The following is a 22704-nucleotide window of genomic DNA, read 5'->3' on the forward strand; positions in this document are numbered from 1 at the left end:
GAAAAGCCCGCTGATGCGGGCTTTGTTTCTGGCGCGGGAGAGTCTCTTCTCCCGGCTGCCTATCTTACTTGGAAAGCTGGATTATTTCATCGTTTCTTCCAACTTGGCGATATCGAGGAGAGTCTTCATCAGCGAGTCGGGGTTCAAGCTGATAGAGTCAATCCCCAGTTCCACGAGGAAGCGTGCAAATTCGGGATAGTCCGAAGGGGCTTGACCACAGATCCCAATCTTGCGACCCGTTTTCTTCGCAGTTTTGATGACCATTGTAACCATATCTTTAACCGCTTGGTTGCGTTCGTCAAAGATGTGAGCCACTAAGGAAGAGTCACGGTCCAGACCCAAAGTGAGCTGGGTCAAGTCATTGGAACCGATGGAGAAGCCGTCGAAGACTTCAGCGAATTGTTCGGCCAGAATGACGTTACTGGGGATTTCGCACATCACATAGACTTGCAGTCCGTTTTCGCCGCGTTTGAGACCATATTTTTCCATCGTCTCTAACACTTTGCGACCTTCGTCTGGGGTGCGGCAGAAGGGAATCATCGGAATAACGTTCGTTAGACCCATGTCATCCCGGACCCGTTTGAGGGCGACGCACTCTAACCCGTAGGCTTCGGTATAGTTGGGGTCGTAGTAGCGAGAAGCACCCCGCCAGCCGATCATTGGGTTTTCTTCTTTGGGCTCAAATTGCTTACCACCCAGGAGGTTCGCATATTCGTTGCTCTTGAAGTCAGACATCCGGACAACGACTGGGTTGGGATAGAAGGCAGCGGCGATCGTGCCAATTCCATGAGCCAGCTTGTCTACGAAGAAATCGGGTTTGTGCGAATACAGTTTCGTGAGTTCGGCAATCTCTTTCTTGACAGCTTGATCTTCAAGTTTGTCGAAGTGAATCAAGGCCAAGGGGTGAGCTTTGATGTGGTTGGCGATGATGAACTCAAACCGGGCTAAACCAACGCCGTCGCAGGGGATAGAGGATAAACCGAAGGCTTCTTCTGGGTTGCCGACGTTCATCAAAATTTTGGTCTTGGTGCGAGGCAGGTTGTCGATCGCCGTTTCGAGAATCTCGAAGGGAACTAGACCTTCGTAGACTTTGCCTTCTTCTCCTTCAGAACAGGATACGGTGACCTCTTGACCACTCTTGATATCCTGGGTAGCGGTTCCGCAACCCACGATAGCGGGAATCCCCATTTCTCGGGCGATAATTGCAGCATGGCAAGTCCGTCCCCCTTGGTTGGTGACGATCGCACTCGCTTTTTTCATGATCGGTTCCCAATCCGGGTCCGTCTTGTTGGTAACTAAGACTTCACCTTGTTGGAACAGGTCCAGATTGTGTACATCTAAGATGACGCGCGCTTTACCTTGGCCGATCATTTCACCGACGGCACGACCCCGAACCACAACGTCACTGGTGCCATTGAGTTTGAAGTTACGGATGACGTTTCCAGCTTTTTGAGATTGGACGGTTTCGGGACGTGCTTGCACGATGAAGAGTTCGCCGGTAATCCCGTCTTTGGCCCACTCAATGTCCATTGGGGTATATTTGCCCCGAGATTCGCTGTAGTGGTCTTCGATGATACAAGCCCATTTGGCTAAAGTGAGAATTTCATCATCGTTGATACAGTATTGATCACGTTCGGGAGCAGAAACTGGCACGTTCTTGGTCAGTTTCGACCCGCCCACGTCATACACCATTTTGATTTCTTTGCTGCCCAGGCGTTTTTCGAGGATTGGGCGTTTGCCTTCTTTGAGGGTCGGTTTGAAGACAAAGTATTCGTCGGGGTTGACTGCACCTTGGACGACGTTTTCCCCTAAACCATAAGCGGCGGTGACTAAAGCGGCATTCTTGAAGCCGGTTTCCGTGTCAATGGAGAACATGACGCCAGAACTGGCTAAGTCAGAACGGACCATTTTTTGGACGCCCACAGAAAGCGCGACGCTGAACTCGTCAAAGTCGGGACGTTTGGAGGCATATTGATGGCGATAGGAGATGGCGCGATCGGTAAATAAGGACGCAAAGCACTTATGACACGATTCAAGCACCCCTTTGACGCCGTGGACGTTCAGGTAAGTTTCCTGTTGTCCGGCAAAACTCGCATCAGGTAAGTCTTCGGCAGTAGCGCTAGAACGAACGGCGACGTCAAGATCGCTGCTGAATTTTTCGCAGACTTCTTGATACTCTGGGCCAAAGCGTTTGCAGAATTCAGCATTGGCACCATAGTTTTCGCACAATTTCAGGTATGCGTTGGCGATCGCATCGTCTAATTCTTTCGGGAATGGCGTATTCATCACCATTGCCCGGGCTTGCTTCCCGCGCTCCCGCAGATTGTTAACATCATTGAGATCCAAATCCGCAAACAAGGTCCGTAGTTTTTGCTCTAACCCTGCTTTTTCGATAAAATACCGATAGGCATAAGCAGTGGTTGCAAAGCCGGTGGGGACGTTGACTCCCTTTGATTTAAGCTGTTGGATCATTTCACCTAATGAGGAATTTTTCCCCCCCACTAAGCCTAAATCTGCTAAACCGACTTCTTCAAAAACCAAGACAAACTGTGTTTCTTTGGAAACTTTGGCTGATTGTTGTTCTGGAGCTGTAGAAACCATATATCCTACTCCTGATTACCTGATGCTCGTCTTTAAGCGTGTTAGAAAGTTAAACTGCTGTGTTTTTTTCTTTCCATGTGAATCATAACTCATTTTTTGAAAATTCGACAACCTTTTAAATCTTTTTTTGAACTTTTTATGACAATTGGATTTTGCTCTTAATTTCTTAGCTTTGTAGCTAATTTAATATATTCTACCTTATTTTCTCCCGCCAATCTCAGCAACTTTGTTAAAAGAATATTTAGATTGGTTTAACATCCTCGGGGTTGTTTATTTCTTAATGTTAAGCAACCCGCTTCCTTTCCTTGGGGTCAAATTGATCCGACAGTGGAATCGGTATTTTGTCAATCCCCAAAGGGATTTTCCTCTTGTGAGAACCTCAGATTCGCGGGAAAACTGGCTAAATTTTTCAGCATTAATTCAAATTATTAAATGTTATCCGGATCACTTGACTTCTGTTCCCACTTCCCTCCTAAATTGGATTTTTGCAGATTGTTGCAGATTTTGGCGGATTGGGGCAGGTCAACCCCTATCCTGTCTAATCAAACGATCGCCCTTGTTACTCCACAATCCTGCCCCGAAAACCTCCTGTTTTTTCTCTTGAATGACTCATCCACCCCGGCGATCGCCAGAACTGCCCTAATTGCTTTAATTGCCCTCATTCACCTAGTTTCCCCCGGATTCTCCAGGGGAGGGCGAACTCCTCACCCTAAAGCAGCCATCCTGCACCCGGAAAATCGCTCTGGAGGGTCCTCAACCCAAAACCCTTTCCATCAAGGATCAAGAATTGCTACCCTAGAGAGGGGAACAATCAAGTTAGTCCAGATTGGATTGTGACACTATGCCGGAAACAGGGGCGGTATTACAAGAACGGTATCAACTGCAAGAGCAGTTAAATGATAACCCGAACCGGGAAACCTGGTTAGCGGTAGATTTGACCACCGAGGAACTCGTGGTGGTGAAGTTACTCGTCTGGGGAGGTGCGAAAGCTTGGGAAAGTCTCAAGCTTTTTGAACGAGAGGCGAAGGTCCTGCAAAATTTAGCTCACCCGCGCATTCCTCGGTATCGGGATTATTTTGCGATCGATGATGGTATTCTGTGGTCCGGGTTAGTTCAAGAGTATATTCCCGGTGCTTCCCTTCAAGACTGGCTCGATCGCGGCAGGCGGTTTACTGAGGAGGAAGTAGAAGGGGTAGCCACGGCTCTGCTGAATATCTTATGTTATCTGCATGACTTGAATCCTCCCGTACTCCATCGAGATATTAAACCCAGCAATATTATCTTAGGAGAAGACAACGAAATTTACTTAGTGGATTTCGGGGCTGTCCAGGACCGGAACCTGCTCACGCCTGGACGCAGCTTTACTGTAGTTGGTACTTATGGCTATACTCCGTTAGAACAATTTGGGGGACAGGCGGTCCCGGCATCGGATTTATATGCCGTCGGTGCCACCTTGGTTCATTTGCTCACCGGCGTACCCCCTGCCGACTTACTGCAAAAGAACTTGCAATTGGAATTTGGCGATCGCCTCAGTTCCCAATTTAGCCCCTATTTTATCAATTGGTTGCAAACCCTGACAGAAACCCAGGTGGACAATCGCTATCCTACCGCAACCGACGCGATCGCCGCCTTAGAAGGAGTCGCTACTCTTTCCCCAGACACCACCCCCTTGTATCAACCGGACATCATCCCGCTTCAACTACGCAAAACCCCTCAGAAACTAGAAATTATCCTACCCGAACCGGGCTTAAAAGTCCTAACCTGGTCGTTAAACCTGTGGCAACGGGGGCTAAACCTGATAGAGCGCGCGATCGCCTCCTTACGAGATAATCTCAGCACCTCTGATATCATAGCCCAGGTGTTAGTGTATCTATTAATCGGTATTGGTTCTTTATCTCTGTTATCCTTGGTCCTCCAAGTAGCAACGGTGATCCTACCCATCTTAATTCCCTTGGGGATGGTTGCCTGTTTGAGTGAGTATTTTGAACGAACGATCGTCTGTTTAGAACGCGATCGCAACACCTTTGAGATCCAGCAAAAGCGGTTAGGATTCACCTATCGCCGACAACTCGGCGTCACCGCCCAGATTCAAACCGTCTCTATCTTCTACGACAATAAAAAATTTGTCATGGGAGTCGCCCTCACCGCCGGACCAAAACCGGGCTATTATCAACAATATGCCTTTGGAAATACCGGACGAAAACTCACCGAGGAAGAGTGTGCCTGGTTAGCCGAAGAAATCCAGGACTGGTTAGATCTCGACTAAGAAAACCCTCGAAATAATCTGACTCGCATCAGGAATTGGTGATAAAATCATCCATTAATCCTTTCCTGTTCGGAGTTGAAACATGGCACTTCAATATACCAATCGTCGAGGTCAAACTTACTTTCTACACCAAGGCACTACTAAAACTGGCAAGCCTAAGTATTATTTTTCTCTCAAGACAGAGGGAAATTTAATCGAGTCAATTCCCGAGGGATTTGAAATTTATGAAAATCCCAATGCTCAAGTCTATTTGCGAAAAATCCAGCCCAAGGTATTTAGCGATCGCGAATTAGAAGCCGTGGATCAGGGGATTAAAAAATACAGCAAGATTAAAAATTTCATTCTTGATGTTAAAGATAATAGTATTATTATCCATCTTCCTGAGCAAAATGTCGGCAATATCTCCGAAATATTAACCGCATCAGGAAGAAAAGACACGCTTTTAAATGACTTAGAGTCTCTCCTCACTTATAACCCAATGATGCGATTTCTACGAAAGAAAGACTCGAAGAGTGTTCGGGTACAACGGTGGTGCTTTCGCGGGTCAGTTGACGATTGGATTGATTTAGATGAAGGGGAAGATTTAGAAAGACTGGTGAAAAAATATGCCCCCCATTTAGGTCAAGAATCCTTCTATGATCTGTACGGATTTTAGGAAGAATAGTGGCAGCTTTGCACATCGGAAGCGGGGAGAATTGAGTGGGAATTCCGTACTCTGCCTAGAGGGCGATCGCCCCTAGTGCGGACACTATCCCTCCCGATATATTTTTATGCCGGTTCACAAGATTTTCACAAATTCACGCTACTCTAACTGACTAGAGTTAGCTATTCTGCCTCACTTGCCGTAAGTTTAGGAAGCTGAAGTTAGGGCTTGTGGGGTGATCTAGCTAACTCCTCCCGATTCCTCGCCCTCTCCAACCCGGGCCAACTCATTAGAATCGGCCCCTAACCCTCGGAACAGTTCATTCAGGCGAAACCGTTCCCCAGTAGTGAGCCAGATCATCTTACCCTTAAGGATGGCGATCGCCTTCTAGTTCCCGTAAACGAGCCTCCAATTCCCGAAGACGTGCTTCTGCTGACTCCGCCCGTAGACGTTGTTGTTCAGCCTCTTGACGTTGTTGTTCAGCTTGTTTGGCTAACTCCGTGGGAGTCAAAAATCGCTCACCATCAGGACGGTAGATAGTAAACTGTTCATCCTGCAATTCAAAGCGAATTCCTAACCGGGGACTCGTCCAATTTTCAGGCTGCTCAATCAGTTCCAGAGAACCCGCCTGATTGCGGAGCCAACCATTGAAATCGAAACGATCAGGGTCGAAAATATAATATTCTTCCACCCCATAGCGGTCATAAAACTGCTGTTTCTTCGCCATCTCATTGAGACGATTTCCGGGGGAGAGAATTTCAAACACGACTTGGGGAGGGATGTTTCCTTCTTCCCATTGCTTATAAGAACCGCGATCGCCCTTGGGTCGTCCAATCGCTACCATCACATCAGGGGCCTGACGCAATTTATTATTTCCTTCCTGGGGATACCAAAGCAAATCCCCCGCCACAAAAACATTCGGATCATCATCAAACAGAATTTCTAAATTCTCTTTAATCACAACAATCCAACGAAACTGGCGAGTATTATCAGACATCGGATTTCCATCACAATCGGGGTAGATGATTTTCGTGGGTTGAGGGGTAGTTACCATAAATTAGACCTCTCAATTATTGAACTAAAACTAACACTATGCAGGATGCGTCCGACCCTAGTTGACCAGACTTTTAAACGGTCCGAATCGGTGGCTAGGGTTCGTTGACATTTTAGCTAATTTTACCGCAAATAGTCAGCAAGCGGGTTTTTGAGTTGCTTAAATTTCCTCTAACCCGGTTTGAATGGCAGATATTTGATTAAGTGGATGCGGGGGACAGGCGTTTAAGAGGGGGTTTAAGGGTTCATTCGTTAGCAAGGTAATTCTCCTACGCAAACGCTGGGCGAACAAAAAGCCCTGGTGAGGGATGAGGTTACGGAGTTGCGGTTGTTTGAGGGGGTAGCGCAGTTCAGTGCTGGTGAGGGATGCCCGTAAGTCTTCTTCGGGACCCGTGATGTCCCTATTCAGTTCTCATAGGGTGAGGTCGATTGCCCTTTTTTAGGATAGCGTAATCATCATTTTACTCACTTTGTTCCATAATAGTACATCTTGCAAAATTCTCAAAAGCCGATTTAAGTTACACTCCTAAACCCGTAAATTATTAAATGTGCGGAAAAATTCCCCGATGTTTTTTCACCGGATAATCGGCCAACCCCTTGTTTTTTCATCGGTGATAATCATCGATAATGTCGGTTTAATAGTAGGGTTTCTAAATCTCCCCAAAACACACTCTGATAAAATAAACAATCAGCGATGATGCCCTCAAATAGTTCGTGAATTGTATAAAACGCTATAGCGAGTCTAAATTAGCTTGGTCTAACGATAGTGAGCAAAGTGAACCCTCACAGGCTTATGTGCTGAGGCACAGGCTATTGCGATCGCCAACGCACTTCAAGGTTCTCCGCGCCACCAGAATTGTCAAAGCGCTCATCTTCAGCGCCTCTGTCTGATCAGTGACTTTGGACGTTAGGCAATCAGACTCCTTATAAAAAGTCTAATTTCAAAAAGCGCTTCTATACTCCTGTGGATAATCTAAGAAATTTGTCTCAAACCCTTGATTTCAAAAGAATACAACTCCAAAATAGGGCTAAATTTTTATCAAAAATATGCGGTGTTTCAGTGGCCCATGAGCATTAAGTTTTTGAAATTTTCCTAAAAAAGCCAAAAAAACGCATAAAAACCCGAATCTACTCCTAGAGATAGATATAGAATCCTAAAAGATATTGTGCTCATGTACTTACAACTCCCAGGAGAATTCATCCCAATCCAGTTTCTGGAAGCGTTTTTTCATCGAGTCCGCCCTGCTTTCAACCCTGACCCGGTGTACCCAGCCCGATCGCGCCACGGCGATCGTGTTCTTTAAATGGCTTCCCATTCAACCCTTAAAAAGCAGATGGACAACCAGAATACTCAAGATCTTATCCCCACCTTCCTTGCCTCCAAGACCCTGCGACTTGAGCAAATTTGCCAGTCGAAGTTTCAACCCCGAAACTACTTCAACGAAGTGGCAATGGAGGAACTCGCCGCTAGTATCAAAGAACATGGTATCCTTCAGCCCCTACTCGTGCGCCCGATCGCCGGGAATCAGTATGAGTTAGTCGCTGGAGAACGTCGGTATAAAGCTGCTCAAGCCTTGGGATTAACCGTAGTGCCGGTGACAGTCAGAGATATGACTGATACCGAAGTGCTACAGTACGCCTTGGTTGAAAACTTACAACGGGAAGATTTGAATCCCGTGGAAGAAACCGAGGGAATCTTACAACTGTTGGAAATGCGCCTCCAAAAAGATCGGGACTGGATTATCTCCCTGCTCAACTATATGGCGAATACCAAACGGGGATTTACGGACAGCGCCGTCCGTAATCGAGAACAACAGTTAATTCATGAGGTGTTTGCCACCATCGGCAGGAGGATCACTCCCGAATCGTTCCGAACGCATCGCCTGCCGTTGCTGAAACTTCCTCCGGAACTGTTTGAAGCACTGCGCTATGGACGTATTAAGTGGACCAAAGCAAAGGAGATCGCCAAGTTAGAGTCGGAGTCTGAGCGGTTGGCACTCCTCGAACGGGCGATCGCTCATTCTCTAAGTTTGCGCCAAATTCAACAAATCATTCGGGAGAAAAAAACACCCAGAGCCGCAGCGCCACAACAACGCGATGTGGAAGGACTTCTGCAACAGTTTACTCAATTTAAGGCATGGGAAAACCCCGATAAGCGCTCTAAAATGGAGTCTTTGCTAATGGAACTAAAAGCACTCCTCGCAGAACAAGAGTGAAAATTTGATAGTTTAAAATCAAAATTTATCATTATAAGATAAGACTTGTTTTTATTTGTTGGGTAATTATAAATAATAAATTACCCAACAAATTTTTGTTATTTTTGATGCCAATATCTTTTTATATGCCCGATATTTAAATTGATTTAAAACTTTATTGTCCAGGTTGAAATAAATTCTGGCCTTTCATTCCAGACGCCGCACTTCACAGGGTCATAGGAGTGAAAACCTTTTATTGCAGCGAATTGGTATTTTGTATTGAACGGATAGAGCCTCAATTTTATTCCCCTTGATAACACCCTGTTTACAACGGGTATTTGAAGCCAATAAGTTTGTTTTACTATATCTATAAATCATCAAAAGCTTAAAAAATTTGTAATTAATTAATTTTTTATTAAAGTTTAAATAAACCGCTTTTAATTGACATATTTTTAATTATTAAGTTTTGTAAACATAAAAATATCCTGGCTTTTTCTGTTAATATAAAAAAGCCAGGATATTCCTGAGCGTGAAATAAGAGATGCAAGCTCTTGATTCCACTAATCCGTATCTCATCATACATTATGAAAGCAAAATTCGCCATTACGTCAATGTTGACTGCTGGAGCAGTTGCGATCGCGGCAACCGTCACTCTCCAGCAGCCTTCTCAAGCACAAAGCACCCAATTTGTTTGTGGCATGAGTTCCACAACGGGTTTACCCACCACCTTTGCCCTGACTTCAAAGGGTCCAGTCCCGGTAGTCCGCTGGTATGCAGAATATTTCAGTGGTTCCGGCTATACTCCAGAACGCCGGTGTCAGGAAGTATCATCCCGATTCGACAATCTCAGTAGACAGGGACAACTCGGGTTCATCACCACAGGCTATGTAAACGGTCAACCTGTTGTTTGTGCGGGTCAAGGAGGGGGTTGTAATAGCAGCAATCTGCTATTTACCCTCAAGTCAGGGACAGATGCTGCGGCAGCCGTTCAGCAACTCTTTGATATCCGGGCTGGAGTGGGTGGGCCCTTGTATGAAAGTTCTGGCGATGACGGTGCAATCACCATCGACCTCAACAACTTCTTGGATAATGCTGCTGTTGATCCAAACGGCCCTTCCGAGGGAAGTGCTAGTGGGACAAATGTGCCAACGTCTGAGCCTTCTCAACCCTCCGGTAGTGGTGGTTCTGTGTGGTAATTTTAATCTAATTCAAAGGCGATTATAACGTGAATTTGCGATCGCAGATTGTTTTGAGCTGTGTTGGTAGCTTCTTAATGACCCTACCAACACAGTTATTTCCCTTATCTAGTTCTGCTCAAATCCTTCCCGTGAGTGGATTCACCGCAGAACCGTCCGCTCAACTGTTGACCGAAGAAGTCCGTCAAATTGCCCAATCAATTACGGTAAAAGTGTTGTCAGGCCGCAGTGGAGGTTCGGGTATTGTTATTCAAAAACAAGGATCCATTTATACTGTTGTCACCAATCAGCACGTTTTGACCGCTGGAAAGGGTTCCGGATATCAAATTCAAACCACCGATGGCCGCATCTATGCAGCGGAAGTGGTTAGAACAGTGAACTTTGAGAGCAACGATTTGGCGTTGCTGCAATTTCGCAGTACAGGTGCTGATTATACCGTAGCCTCCCTAGGGACTTCTTCAACGTTGAAACCCGGGGATGAAGTCTTTGCAGCGGGGTTTCCTTTTGAATCGGAACAGTTAGGTTCTGCCTGGACCTTTACGACGGGGACCATCTCGTTAATCGCCGATCGCGCGATCGAGGGGGGATATCAAATTGCCTACACTAATCCGGTGGAAAAAGGCATGAGTGGCGGACCCATCTTGAATCGTCAAGGTCAGGTCATCGGACTTAATGGAATGCACGCCTATCCCTTATGGGGTGATCCTTATCTATTTACCGATGGTTCCCGACCCAGTACCGCTATACGTGAGATTATGGTGCGATCGAGCATGGGAATTGCGATCGATACCTTTGTCCAACTGGCAGGGGGATTTTCCAATCCAGTGGAAATGCCAGCCGCCAGAGTTCCGATCGCCCCAACTGAGTCTAGCGCAGAGTCCGAAACCCAGGAGGGTTCTGTAACGACCCCGCCACCTCACCAGGCGTCTCCATCCGCATTACCCGTGGTACAGGAATCTCCCATCTTGTCTAATCCAAGGTCCGAAGCTTTGTGGTAAAACCGGGGTTTCATTGGATGTTAATGTAGTGAGTTTCATTCACAATAATGAAAGTTTATCATGTATTCTTAGCAGTCCTAGTCGGCGTGGCGATTGCTTTAGCACAACCCTACCTGGGGGCCGCTTTTATGTCCGATCGCGTGGATCAAGTCAAAGCGATCGCCCAAGAAATTACCGTATTAATTCCCGAAACCGATCCCCAGTCCGGCAAAACAGCTAATGGTTCAGGGTTTCTGATTGCTAGACAAGGAAACACCTATACGGTACTGACAGCGAATCATGTTGTTTGTAAAAATCAATCCGAACCTTGTAACGACCCTCGTCCAGGACTAAAGGTCGTGACCCATGACGGACGGGAACATCGCCTAAATTTTAACACCGTCAAAAAACTTCCTCAAGTAGATTTAGCCATTCTAAAATTTGAAAGCAATGGAAATTATAAATTAGCAACTTTAGGGAATTATGACACCGACCACAATAGCGAACGAGAAGTGCAGCTTCCCAATGGGCAAATTATTCGAGAATATGGACATTTTGTTTTTGCTTCTGGATGGCCTGGAATCAATCCTCCTAATATCTCGGAATTAAAGTATCGGTTTAGTGTGGGCAGACTCCTACCCGAGAATAGAATGGTCGGGTTTAGAATCCGTCCCCCGGAAGAAGGATATCAAGCAGTTTATACCAGTATCACCTATCCGGGAATGAGTGGCGGTCCAGTATTAGATACCGAGGGGAGAGTCATTGCAGTTCATGGTCAAAATGAAGGAACACGGGTTTCTAATGAAGGATCTTCAGGACGCCAACCCGTGCTAATTGGCTATAGTTTATCAATTCCTATTGCTGAATTTTTGAATTTAGCACCCCAAGCCAGTATTCCTTTAAATAATATCACCGTTCAAACTAATCCGCCTCAAGCATTAAATCAAGATGATATCGATGCAATAGGAACAGAATTTGTTTTTGCAGGAATGCAGGAGCAAAATGCGGCACAGCCCAATAGTGCAGTGTATTGGGCCAATCAGGGAAATCAGTATTGGCGAGCATTGAGGACCGAAGAAGCGCTGGGGGCTTATGAAAAAGCCATTGCAATCGATTCAGAATTTTATCCGGTTTGGTATGGGAAAGGATTAGTGAAGACCTTTCAGGAGAAATATGATGAAGCATTTGCGAGTTACAACCAAGCCATCACGATTCTTGATAAGCAAATCGCTGAATTTCCCAGAGAGACCGAAAGAAAAGAGAGAAGAGAATGGGTGGTGAAACTGCGAGACCAAATCCAGCCCTTAATGGCGAATTCCTCTCCTCCAACAATACCAAGGGATAATTCTCCAGCGCCTCAAACCCAGCCTAACTCCACAGTCCAACCAAGTCCACCATCACCGCCACCGACAGCCCCATTATCAACACCTGAACCCCAACCGGAAACGCAACCCGAAACCCAACCGGGGTGGTTGTGGTAAGTGAGGGGCCGAGATTAGGGCAGATCCCGGGGTTATGGAACACTTTAGGGGTGAATTTGAACAAATTTCAGAAATTTAGTGTGTGTGAGCAGTGAGCTTAGAAATTCATGAATCAAGAAACAGTCACGAAACATTTTGGGAAAGGGAATACAAAACCTTGGAGGGGGGTACTACTGGCGATCGCCTCCCTATTAGGGACAGGATTATATAACAATGTTGTCCATGCCAACCCCCTCCCCCTGTCTCCCAGCACTCCGCAACCCGAGGTGATCGCCTCGGAACTCCCCGCAAAAACCACTCCGTTCGCGTTACCCTTTCCCTCTCCACCCGCTGAGGCATTGCAGGTTGAAGAACGCAGCTTTAACACCTTCTTTCGGGCAGAACAGGAGATCGTCGCCCAGGAACCCGGTGTTACCGATTCAGACCTAGAAACCTTACAAAATCAGTATCTACTTCCAGAACCCGCCACCCTAGTTGTCCCCACAGCCGGTGGAAGTTCTGCACCCGGAGTAAGTATCGGAACTCCCACCGCATTTGGTGCGAACTGGGGTCGAGTCTATACCGGATTTGGATATCAAGCGAGAACTCGTTACACAACCGAAACTGATGGAACTTTAGCATTAGGTTTTGGGTTAGGGAACTCTCGCGAAAATGTCGGTTTAGAAGTGAGCCTGGTGGTGAGCGATTTAATTGACGAAACCCTAGCTGATGGTGGGGTTAGCTTTAAAGTCCACCGTTTACTTCCCAATAATTTTGCCGTTGCCGCCGGGATAGAATATGCCCTATCTTGGGGCGATATTGACACCACCACCAGTCCCTATGGCGTCGTGACCAAAGTCTTTCGCTTCAAAGAAAATAGTGCCGAACCTTTGAGCCAACTCACCGTATCTTTAGGAGTTGGGGGGGGTCGTTACCGCTCAGAGGATGATGTAATCAATGACAACAACACGATAGGTGTCTTTAGCAGTGTCGGTTTGCGAGTCGCTGAACAGATCTCACTGATTGCAGACTGGACAGGTCAAGATTTGTTTCTCGGTGCTTCAATCGTCCCATTCAAGGATCTCCCTGTAGTAATTACCCCCGCTTTTGCCGATGTAACCAATAATGCAGGGGATGGGGCTCGTTTCATTCTCGGCATTGGCTATGGCTACTCTTTAGCCTTTTAAATGTTGTCATTTAGTGTAATCGTCATGAATCATAAATCTCTCTATCAATATTCTGCGGTTGGCTTAGGATTGTGTGGGGTAATCTTCCTTAGTGCCTCCCCAGTTCACGCTCAAGAAGGTTTTCCAATAGGTTCTCCAACAGCTGGTCCAATGATGGGAAGTGAGATAGTCCCCCCCCCGCCCATTGTCCCAGCACCAAATATCACTCCCCTACCAGTGGTCGAACCTACACAAGTGCAACCACCACCCGTGGTACAACCTACCGAGGTACAGCCGCCACCCGTGGTTCAACCGACCGAGGTACAGCCGCCACCCGTGATTCAACCGACCGAGGTACAGCCGCCACCCGTGGTTCAACCGACCGAGGTACAGCCGCCACCCGTGATTCAACCGACAGGGGTACAGCCACCACCCGTGATTCAACCGACCGATGTACAACTGCCACCAGTGATTCAACCGACCGATGTACAACTGCCACCCATCACAACTGAGACCCCTAACGTACCCTTAACATCCGGAAGTAGTGACACAAATACCTCAACTGGTGTTCAAGGGCAACAAGGGGTAATCTCCACCACCGGGGACATAGGGGGTCTTGGAAGCGGAACCGGCAGCCAAACGATATTTGCCGGTACAGGGGATGCTCAAGCGGCGGTGAATGAAGCAGGGAGTAATGTCCTCGGGCAGCTAAGTGCAGGAAATATCAATGGATTGACAGGCGCAAGCGTTTCGTTTGAAGCCCAGCAACTCGTGGCGGCGGTCCTCACTACGGGGGAAGTGAATAGCGTTAATGCCCTGTCCACTGCACTCTCTAGCACTCCAGGCGCTCCTTCCGTTGAAGCGACAAGACGATTAGCGTCTAAATTAGCCCGACTGTTAGCGGATGGACAAGTGAACGCGCAAGACTTATTAGATTCAATTCGCTCTTATAACGAAATGATTCGGCAGAGTAACTCGGAATTTTTGCGAAACCCTCCAGCGGAATTGTTGGCGATTCAAGTAGCCCTGTCCCGATTAATTGAAGCGGCAGGTGTTAACTAATGTGAGGTAAACAAAGCAACCCTTTTCAAGGGGGGTTGGGGGGATCATTCCAGAATTGAGCAAGAGTTCTACTACTTTTCTCAGATGGATCACCTGCCAGCCAATCCTCACGTTTCAGCTTTATACTTTGCCCAAGTTTTTGGGCTAATGGATATTGTTGGCAATCCGGTTGATTGCCGATCGCCCAACCCATCCCCAAAAAAATAGCCCGCCTAAACGGGCTTTCAGGAAGAGGCAGGGTTAACCCTACCTCTTTTCCTTCTTATACAGGATAATGCTGACTTACTTCGTTTCAGAGAACTCAGCGTCGATTACATCTTCATCAGAACCGCCCGAGGGAGGAGTACCAGCGCCACCGCCACCATTATCATCGGAAGGGCCACCGGCAGCACCGCCGGATTGTTCGTAGATCTTGCTACCGATCGCATACAGAGCTTGTTGCAACTCAGTCATTTGAGACTTCATCTGGTCAAAGTCATCCTTGGCGATCGCATCCTTAAGCGCCTGAATCAAATCAGTCACCTTCGTCTTCTCATCCGCCGGGACCTTATCTCCCAACTCACTCATCTGCTTCTCAGCTTGATAAGTCAACGAATCCGCTTGGTTCTTCAGATCAATCTTCTCGCGACGTTCCTTATCTGCCGTGGCATTCGATTCCGCTTCCCGAACCATCCGTTCCACTTCATCCCCAGGCAAGGTACTCGCACCCGTGATACTGATCGACTGTTCCTTCCCAGTCCCCTTATCCTTCGCATGGACATTCAGGATCCCGTTCGCATCAATATCAAAGGTCACTTCAATTTGAGGAATTCCACGTTGTGCCGGGGGAATACCATCTAAGCGGAACGTTCCCAAACTCTTGTTGTCGTTCGCCATCTCGCGTTCCCCTTGCAGAATGTGGATTTCCACATTCGTTTGACCATCCACTGCAGTGGAGAACACTTCCGATTTCTTCGTGGGAATCGTGGTGTTGCGAGGAATAATCTTGGTCATCACGCCACCCAAGGTTTCCACACCCAGAGAGAGGGGAGTCACGTCAAGCAGCAGAATGTCTTTGACTTCACCGGCGAGCACACCCGCTTGAATTGCAGCACCCACAGCTACCACTTCATCGGGGTTCACAGTTTGGTTCGGTTCTTTACCCAGAACCTTTTTCACCAGTTCTTTCACCGCAGGAATCCGAGTAGAACCTCCGACGAGGACCACCTCATCGATCGCACTCTTATCCAACTTCGCATCGCGAACCGCATTTTCTACGGGAATGCCGCAACGGTCGATTAAATCTGCTGTCAGTTCCTCAAACTTCGCCCGCGTCAAGGTGGTATCTAAGTGCTTCGGACCTTCTTGGGTTGCGGTGATAAAGGGCAGGTTGATTTCCGTTTGAGTCACGCTAGAGAGCTCAATTTTGGCCTTTTCAGCCGCTTCAGTCAACCGTTGCAGGGCTTGCTTATCCTTCCGCAGGTCGATGCCTTCTGCTTTGCGGAATTCTTCGGCGAGGAAGTCCACAATTTTTTTATCAAAGTCATCCCCACCCAAGTGGGTATCTCCAGAAGTGGCGAGCACTTCAAACACGCCGTCGCCGACTTCTAAGATGGAAACGTCAAAGGTCCCACCCCCTAAGTCAAACACCAGAATGGTTTCATTACTCTTCTTGTCTAACCCATAAGCCAGAGATGCGGCAGTCGGTTCGTTGATGATCCGCAAGACTTCAATCCCGGCAATTTTTCCGGCGTCTTTCGTCGCTTGACGCTGAGAATCGTTGAAATAGGCGGGAACGGTAATCACGGCTTGGGTGACTTTTTCACCCAGGTAGGTGCTGGCATCATCCACCAGTTTCCGCAGCACTTGAGCGGAAATTTCTTCGGGAGCATATTGCTTGCTTAAGGCAGGGCAATCGAGTTTAACGTTGCCATTGATATTGAGGACTTTATAGGAAACCTCGGTGGTTTCGTGAGTGACTTCGGTATGTTTGCGTCCGATGAACCGCTTGACGGAATAGAAGGTGTTTTCCGGGTTCATTACCGCTTGACGCTTGGCGATTTGACCGACGAGGCGATCGCTGTTTTTGGTGTAAGCGACGACTGAGGGCGTGGTGCGGAAGCCTTCTGCGTTAGCGATCACGGTGGGCTTACCCCCTTCCATCACGGCGACGCAAGAGTTTGTGGTTCCTAAGTCAATTCCAACTACTTTACCCATAGGGATGTTTTACTCCAATTACTACTAACAAAGGGTTTGGGCTGATTTAGCCCGGTTTATTTGGGCGATCGGCACAACTGCACGAGAGCAGTTTTTCCAGATTCAATATTTTTTAAGCCTACCAATCTATATGGTGTGGGCGGTTGGGCTTCTATTGAAGGGGAGGTTACCGAACCTCATTAGGGACGGTTTACCGAGAAAGCAGGCTTAGGGGGTGTTTTTATGGGCCGATCGCCAGTGATTTTTGAGTCTGTCCCATCAAGTTGGCGATCGGCCCCTCTTAACATCCCTGTCCCTGAATCCATTGAACCTCCGGATTTGGGATGAGCCGATTTACACTGGGGTGGCCCATAAGTCGTTTAACAGTTCCCCTTCACTGGAAGCGATTTTCTCCTCAGTTTTCTGAGCGGTTAGATCCGGTTTCTGCTCCACTGGCATCACGGAGTTAACCTCAGATTTAAGCTCATCCAACCGCACCTTCACTACCGGGGGTCGTTGGGCCGAAAATTTCGGTAAGGTTAAGGTGAGAATGCCATCCTTTAACTCGGCTTCGATACGATCGGGCACAATCGGTTTCGTCAAGGGGACGACCCGACGCAACTTGCCGTAACGGAGTTCAGAACGCAGGTAACCGCTGTTCTGACTCACGTTCTGGGGTGGCTGACGGTGGGCGGCGATCGCCACTTGAAAGCGACTCGCTTGCACATCAATCTCCGGTCCCGTTAAACCGGGCACTTCCAACCGCAATACAAAGCTATTTTCCGTTTCTTCTAGTTCGATCGCCGGTTGCCACACTCTACCCATTTCGGGACGTTGGCACGGGGGTTGTTCAGTTAAGAGTTGTTCAAATTGACGTCCCCAGGCATCGACCTCGCGTAACAGGTCCAAATTCATTGATGTTCTCATCGGGTTTCCTCTCCAAAATAAGAGTGAATTCTGAAATCGGTAGAGTGGACAGAATCGGGTTTTATCGAACCAGTGGGCGATTAAAACACCGATAAAATTTTATGTAACCTTTGGAAACTCCCGGTTTTTATCCCTATTTTTTAGGGAGTTATGTTGCCTATTTCGAGTGGGTTACTTTTCTCTAATGTAGGTCATCTAACACTATCTTAACCAGGGGGTAAACCGTAAGCAGACTGTTGTATTTGCCGCCGATGGACGAAAAGTTTTCAACCCTTCTTCCGGTTTGACCATGACTCTAGGATAGGAAAATCTCAGTTTTTACTTAGGGGGGCAAACCGTAAGAGAACTGTTGTATTTGCCGTCAAAATCTACCCCGGCTGTTGATGAAAATAAAATATGACAATACAAAACCCCCCGAGTTTTAGTAACTCGGAGGGTTGAAATCAGCAGAAGACTAATTTAGTCGCTAACCACGCCCTTTGCTGATGGGCGTACCGCAGGGATAAGTAGCTACAGACGCGGGTCTTTCAGAAACGGGGGGGACGGTTCGTTCGGATTTTTTCGCTTGCGCCAATTGGTAGTCTAATTGCAGTTTGGTTAGCATTTCCTGGCGGCGATCGTACAAGCGCTTGAGGGAACGTGCAGGGCACTGATTCATCACATAAGCGGTGAGAATCGGCAGGGCGATCGTGCTGTCGGTGTAGCAAACCACAGTATTGGGCAGTTCATTGGGATCGACTTTGCCCCAGCTTACGGCTTCAGCGGGGGTGGCCCCAGATAAACCGCCGGTATCCGGGCGGGCATCGGTAATCTGGATGAAGTAGTCATGTCCCCGTTCTTCCAAACCGAGGACTTCGTGAATTTGGGGTTGGGTTTGCAGGAGGAAGTTTTTCGGAGAACCACCACCGAGAATGAAGGCGGCACTTTCTCCGGGGAAATCTTGGTTGGGGTCTCGGGCAGCATAGGCGATCGCCGCTGTTTCGTTGACATCGATCGCCGGATCAATGATTAATTCCGACCCTTCTAAAGCAAGCGCCGCCACATTCATCCCAATTGAACTATCTCCCGGTGACGAGGTATAAATAGGAACCCCGCACTCATAAGCAGTTGCCAACAAGCAGGAATGCTCTACCCCGCGTTGTTTCTCAATTTCCCGGACATATTTGCCCAGCAGATAGTGAAATTCAGCCGTTCCCATCCGCTTCTGAAACGGTTCGGCTCGCAAAATGGTCCGAATAAAGGCATCCGTTTCTAACAACACATCGTAGTCAAAAATGATGTCATAGATGCGGATATGACCCTCTTCCCGCAGCTTGATATCATCCACGAACGGATTTCCCGCATAGAGGTTTAATCCCAATCCGTAATGGATATCATGATACAGATTTGCGCCGGTACTAATGATGTAATCAATAAAGCCGTTGCGGATCAGTGGTGCTAAGGCGGACACCCCAAATCCCGCCGGAGTCATGGCCCCAGATAGGCTCAGTCCCACAGTCACTCCTTCCCGCATCACCTTTTGGGTCAGCAGGTGACAGATTTCCCGCAACCGAGCGGAATTATAAGCGGTGAAGTAACCATCAATTAAATCCACGACGCTCACGTTCTCAGTCATGGGGGCGGGTGCAATTTTGCGATCTATCATTTGAGACATTTTCCACTCCAAACGGTTGAAATACAGGGCATAGTAGCCTTAGCAGACTAAGCAACTAAGGCGATTGACTATGTTCAATCATGAATATTCAAGTTAATTGACATCGCTGCCGGAGGTGAAGGATGGAGTCAGGTTCCGGGGAACCCACCTCATCCCTAGGCAGTAGCTGGAGATCTCAACCGGACGCTCTATCGCGCAAGCATGATGCTTAATGAGTGGATCTGACAGATGTTTCGTTCATCTGATGCGAGTTTCTCTGTCAGGAATCCGCTCCATTTTTGATAGAGCTAGGGCTAGAACCAGTCCAGCTTGTTAAGAGAGGCTTATCGGAACTTGCCTCATTGTCAAAATTTTGTGGGTCTATAAACCCCGATCGACCTAGTTTGCGGACCCGTCAAGACAGAGGGTCTTAACAGCAGCTTATAAAGAAGCTTGAGAGGTACCGAGCGCAAACCTTATCTAACAGGCCGATCGGACCATACTAGGCGCTTCACATCGATCGGTCCAAGACAGCGCCGGGTCGCAATGCCGTTTACGCTTCAACTGCATATCCAGATACCAGAGGCCACGCCAAGGGTAGCCAGTTAGAGCAAAGAGTTTCAACGTTGTTATGCAACCTCTCTTGAGAAGACAACTGTTTCACTATACTCTAGCACTAAAATTCCAGGGCTGAAATCTGGAAATTGAGTTTTTTTAGCGAATTTCTGTCTTTAGGCTTAGATAACAGAGGATTATCTCCTTTTTTTGCATTTTTTCGGCTTTTCATCGGCTGGAAGCTCTCTCTTGAGCAGTAGGGTTCAACGAAGAGCGGATGGGAAGGGCCGAAATGCGGATAAGGTAAGGGACTTACAAGGGTAGGTTGCTTACGCTTAACTGCACCTCTTGTCCCCTCCCCTTGGCAAGGGGAGGGCTAGGGTGGGGTTCTTCTTGGGCGATCGCCACATCACAGAACCTCCCGTCCCTTAGCAAGGGGAAGGGACCAGAGGTGCAGCTACGCTTAACAAACCTACCCTTGTCAGTCCCTAGCCCTCCCCTTGGCAAGGGGAGGGGACCGGAAGTGCAGCTACCCTTCTGGGTCCGGTTTCTCTGGGTAAAATTCGCGGATAAAACCCAGGCAAGAGACGGGGAAAAAAACTCTGGGAATTTGGCTAGACTGAAATGCAAATTAAGCAGTATGATGGGAGATTGTGAGTTAAAAACCATAACTATGAAGGCTGAAGAAATTATCCGTGCCATTGAGGCGGAACAGTTAAAAACGGACCTCCCGCAGATTTACGTTGGTGACAGCGTAAGAGTGGGAGTCAGAATTAGAGAAGCGGGCAAAGAAAGAACCCAACCATACGAGGGTGTCGTGATTGCCATGCGCAATGGTGGGATTAACGAAACCATTACCGTGCGCCGCGTTTTCCAAGGGGTCGGGGTAGAACGAGTCTTTTTACTGCACTCACCCCGGATTGAGAGCATCACCATATTGCGCCGGGGTAAAGCGCGACGGGCGAAGCTTTACTATCTGCGCGATCGCGTGGGTAAAGCCACCCGCATCAAACAACGGTTTGACCGCCCTATCTAACAGCGATCCAAAAAAATTGCCCCGGGTGGGTTGACGCGATCGCAAGTTTAGGTATAGGATAGGGAATGGGTGAATCGCTCTAACCAGCAGATTCAACCCGTGCGCTCTTAGTTCAGTTGGTAGAACGCAGGTCTCCAAAACCTGATGTCGGGGGTTCAAGTCCTCCAGGGCGCGCTGAACCATCTTCCGAAAGATATCTGCCCGAAAGTAGGTCTGCTGCAAAAACAGCAACCCAGCTAAAAACTTTCGGGTAGAATTATTATCTGGGTGGTTCGTACCAAGTATTGGAAGAAACAAGAGAAAGTTTAAGCAAGAACGGCGACTTGTGCAGCCACCCCAGCCAAAGTGGCGGGATTCACTGGCTTGAAGCCTGAAAGCTGTTGCCCAGAAAAAACTACCTGTTGTTGCGTTCAGTGGGAGAGGAAAAGCAATTGTGGCAAAGAATAACGAAGTAGACCAAGAAACAGCAAGCGGTTTCAATCCCGCAGAGTTTTTCCAAGAAACAAAAGAAGAACTAGCTAAGGTAGTTTGGCCGTCTCGGCAGCAGGTAATTAGTGAATCATTGGCCGTCCTCTCGATGGTCGCCTTAATTGCCAGCTTAATCTATTTCATCGATAAATTTTTTGGTTGGGCAGCTACACAGGTGTTCGGATGATGTTTGCATCGGACGACGACTCTCAATATTCCAATCAACCGTCAGAAACCGACGAATCGGAAGAATCCACATCATCAGTGCAAAAGCGCTGGTATGCCGTCCAGGTGGCTTCCGGCTGTGAAAAACGGGTTAAAGCAACCCTAGAACAGCGGATTCAAACCCTGGATATGGGTGAGCGGATTTTTCAAGTCGAGATTCCCCAAGCTGCTGCCTTTAAAATCCGCAAGGATGGAAGCAGACAGCAAACGGATGAAAAAATCTTCCCCGGTTACGTCCTCGTCCAAATGGACATGGATGATGAAAGCTGGCAGGTTGTCAAAAACACCCCCCATGTGATTAACTTTGTGGGGGCAGAACAAAAACGCCGTTACGGACGCGGACGCGGTCACGTCAAACCCATGCCCCTGAGTTATTCGGAAGTTCAACGAATATTCAGGCAACGGGATGAAGCAGAGCCAGTAGTCAAAACTTATCTGACACCAGGAGAAAAAATTGAAGTGGTCTCTGGACCCTTTAAAGATTTTGATGGGGAAGTCATAGAAGTGAGCCCAGAGCGCAGTAAGCTCAAAGCACTCCTGTCTATCTTCGGACGAGATACGCCCGTCGAACTGGAGTTTAATCAAGTCCGCAAATTGAGTTAAAGCAGCTAACACAGCAAATGGCAAAAAAAGTAGTTGCGGTGATTAAGTTGGCGATTAATGCCGGAAAAGCCAACCCCGCACCCCCGATCGGGCCTGCGCTCGGTCAGCATGGCGTGAACATCATGATGTTCTGTAAAGAATATAACGCCAGAACTGCCGATCAAGCGGGTCTCGTGGTGCCGGTAGAAATCTCCGTCTTTGAAGACCGCAGTTTCACCTTCATTCTGAAAACCCCTCCCGCCTCTGTCTTGATTCGCAAGGCAGCAGGGATTGAAAGAGGTTCAGGGGAACCCAATCGCAAGAAAGTGGCGCAAATCTCCCGGGATCAACTCCGCGATATTGCCCAAACTAAAATGCCTGACCTCAATGCCAATGACATTGAAGCAGCCATGAAAATTGTCGAAGGGACCGCCCGGAATATGGGTGTGACCGTCGGCGATTAGGAACCGATTAGAGATTTTAG

Annotated in this window: 18 protein-coding genes and 1 tRNA gene; 14 read left to right on the forward strand and 5 right to left on the reverse strand. The window is 47.8% G+C overall.

From position 1 onward, the window contains the following. Positions 1-81: 81 nt before the first annotated feature. Entirely contained in the window at positions 82-2601 is a 2520-nt protein-coding gene (gene ppsA, locus NG796_RS19770; protein WP_261208648.1) for a phosphoenolpyruvate synthase, read from the reverse strand. An 841-nt stretch (positions 2602-3442) separates the two neighbouring features. Between ppsA and NG796_RS19775 the strand changes: the two genes are divergently transcribed. Continuing rightward, on the forward strand, positions 3443-4867 hold the full coding sequence (locus NG796_RS19775) for a serine/threonine protein kinase (RefSeq protein WP_261208649.1): 1425 nt from the start codon (positions 3443-3445) through the stop codon (positions 4865-4867). Positions 4868-4949: 82 nt separating this feature from the next. Next, positions 4950-5522, forward strand: a complete 573-nt coding sequence (locus tag NG796_RS19780) for a hypothetical protein (protein WP_261208651.1) — start codon at positions 4950-4952, stop codon at positions 5520-5522. A 355-nt stretch (positions 5523-5877) separates the two neighbouring features. On the opposite strand, the gene NG796_RS19785 is transcribed toward NG796_RS19780, so the two are convergent. Further along, on the reverse strand, positions 5878-6564 hold the full coding sequence (locus NG796_RS19785; RefSeq protein WP_261208652.1) for a Uma2 family endonuclease: 687 nt from the start codon (positions 6562-6564) through the stop codon (positions 5878-5880). A 713-nt stretch (positions 6565-7277) separates the two neighbouring features. Here NG796_RS19785 and NG796_RS19790 point away from each other — a divergent pair. The 7 genes from NG796_RS19790 to NG796_RS19820 all read left to right on the forward strand — a co-directional run bounded on the left by NG796_RS19790 (position 7278) and on the right by NG796_RS19820 (position 14619). Further along, positions 7278-7454, forward strand: a complete 177-nt coding sequence (locus NG796_RS19790) for a hypothetical protein (protein ID WP_261208655.1) — start codon at positions 7278-7280, stop codon at positions 7452-7454. 443 nt (positions 7455-7897) lie between these two features. Beyond that, the gene (locus tag NG796_RS19795; protein ID WP_261208657.1) at positions 7898-8779 is read left to right on the forward strand and encodes a ParB/RepB/Spo0J family partition protein; all 882 of its coding nucleotides are present in this window, start codon (positions 7898-7900) and stop codon (positions 8777-8779) included. Between the two features lie 563 nt (positions 8780-9342). Then, entirely contained in the window at positions 9343-9954 is a 612-nt protein-coding gene (locus NG796_RS19800; protein ID WP_261208658.1) for a COP23 domain-containing protein, read from the forward strand. A 77-nt stretch (positions 9955-10031) separates the two neighbouring features. Then, positions 10032-10952: a serine protease gene (locus NG796_RS19805; protein WP_261208661.1), complete on the forward strand. Its 921-nt coding sequence runs from the start codon at positions 10032-10034 to the stop codon at positions 10950-10952. A 47-nt stretch (positions 10953-10999) separates the two neighbouring features. Further along, positions 11000-12412: a tetratricopeptide repeat-containing serine protease family protein gene (locus tag NG796_RS19810; RefSeq protein WP_261208662.1), complete on the forward strand. Its 1413-nt coding sequence runs from the start codon at positions 11000-11002 to the stop codon at positions 12410-12412. Positions 12413-12519: 107 nt separating this feature from the next. Beyond that, a complete protein-coding gene (locus NG796_RS19815) occupies positions 12520-13578 on the forward strand; it encodes a hypothetical protein (RefSeq protein WP_261208663.1) in 1059 nt (352 codons plus the stop codon). Positions 13579-13812: 234 nt separating this feature from the next. Beyond that, positions 13813-14619 carry a hypothetical protein gene (locus tag NG796_RS19820; protein WP_261208666.1) on the forward strand — a complete coding sequence of 269 codons (807 nt, stop codon included), beginning with the start codon at positions 13813-13815 and terminating at the stop codon, positions 14617-14619. Positions 14620-14901: 282 nt separating this feature from the next. Here NG796_RS19820 and dnaK read toward each other — a convergent pair whose 3' ends face one another. The 3 genes from dnaK to NG796_RS19835 all read right to left on the reverse strand — a co-directional run bounded on the left by dnaK (position 14902) and on the right by NG796_RS19835 (position 19375). Next, positions 14902-16815, reverse strand: a complete 1914-nt coding sequence (dnaK, locus tag NG796_RS19825) for a molecular chaperone DnaK (protein WP_261208668.1) — start codon at positions 16813-16815, stop codon at positions 14902-14904. Positions 16816-17148: 333 nt separating this feature from the next. Beyond that, positions 17149-17721, reverse strand: a complete 573-nt coding sequence (locus NG796_RS19830; RefSeq protein ID WP_261208670.1) for an Hsp20/alpha crystallin family protein — start codon at positions 17719-17721, stop codon at positions 17149-17151. 466 nt (positions 17722-18187) lie between these two features. Beyond that, the gene (locus tag NG796_RS19835) at positions 18188-19375 is read right to left on the reverse strand and encodes a homospermidine biosynthesis protein (protein WP_261208672.1); all 1188 of its coding nucleotides are present in this window, start codon (positions 19373-19375) and stop codon (positions 18188-18190) included. A 1207-nt stretch (positions 19376-20582) separates the two neighbouring features. On the opposite strand from NG796_RS19835, the gene rplS reads away from it, so the two are divergent. The 5 genes from rplS to rplK all read left to right on the forward strand — a co-directional run bounded on the left by rplS (position 20583) and on the right by rplK (position 22684). Further along, positions 20583-20945 carry a 50S ribosomal protein L19 gene (gene rplS, locus NG796_RS19840; RefSeq protein WP_261208674.1) on the forward strand — a complete coding sequence of 121 codons (363 nt, stop codon included), beginning with the start codon at positions 20583-20585 and terminating at the stop codon, positions 20943-20945. A gap of 101 nt (positions 20946-21046) precedes the next feature. Next, a tRNA-Trp gene (locus NG796_RS19845) sits at positions 21047-21119 on the forward strand. Between the two features lie 259 nt (positions 21120-21378). Beyond that, positions 21379-21600, forward strand: coding sequence for a preprotein translocase subunit SecE (secE, locus tag NG796_RS19850; protein ID WP_261208675.1), 222 nt, complete (start codon positions 21379-21381; stop codon positions 21598-21600). Then, positions 21597-22241 (forward strand): transcription termination/antitermination protein NusG, encoded by a 645-nt coding sequence (gene nusG, locus NG796_RS19855; RefSeq protein WP_261208677.1) that lies wholly within the window; start codon positions 21597-21599, stop codon positions 22239-22241. Before secE ends, nusG begins: the two co-directional genes overlap by 4 nt. 17 nt (positions 22242-22258) lie before the next feature. After that, positions 22259-22684: a 50S ribosomal protein L11 gene (rplK, locus tag NG796_RS19860; RefSeq protein ID WP_261208678.1), complete on the forward strand. Its 426-nt coding sequence runs from the start codon at positions 22259-22261 to the stop codon at positions 22682-22684. Positions 22685-22704 lie beyond the last annotated feature (20 nt).

It is taken from the genome of Laspinema sp. D2d (genome assembly GCF_025370755.1).
Classification (GTDB): domain Bacteria; phylum Cyanobacteriota; class Cyanobacteriia; order Cyanobacteriales; family Laspinemataceae; genus Laspinema.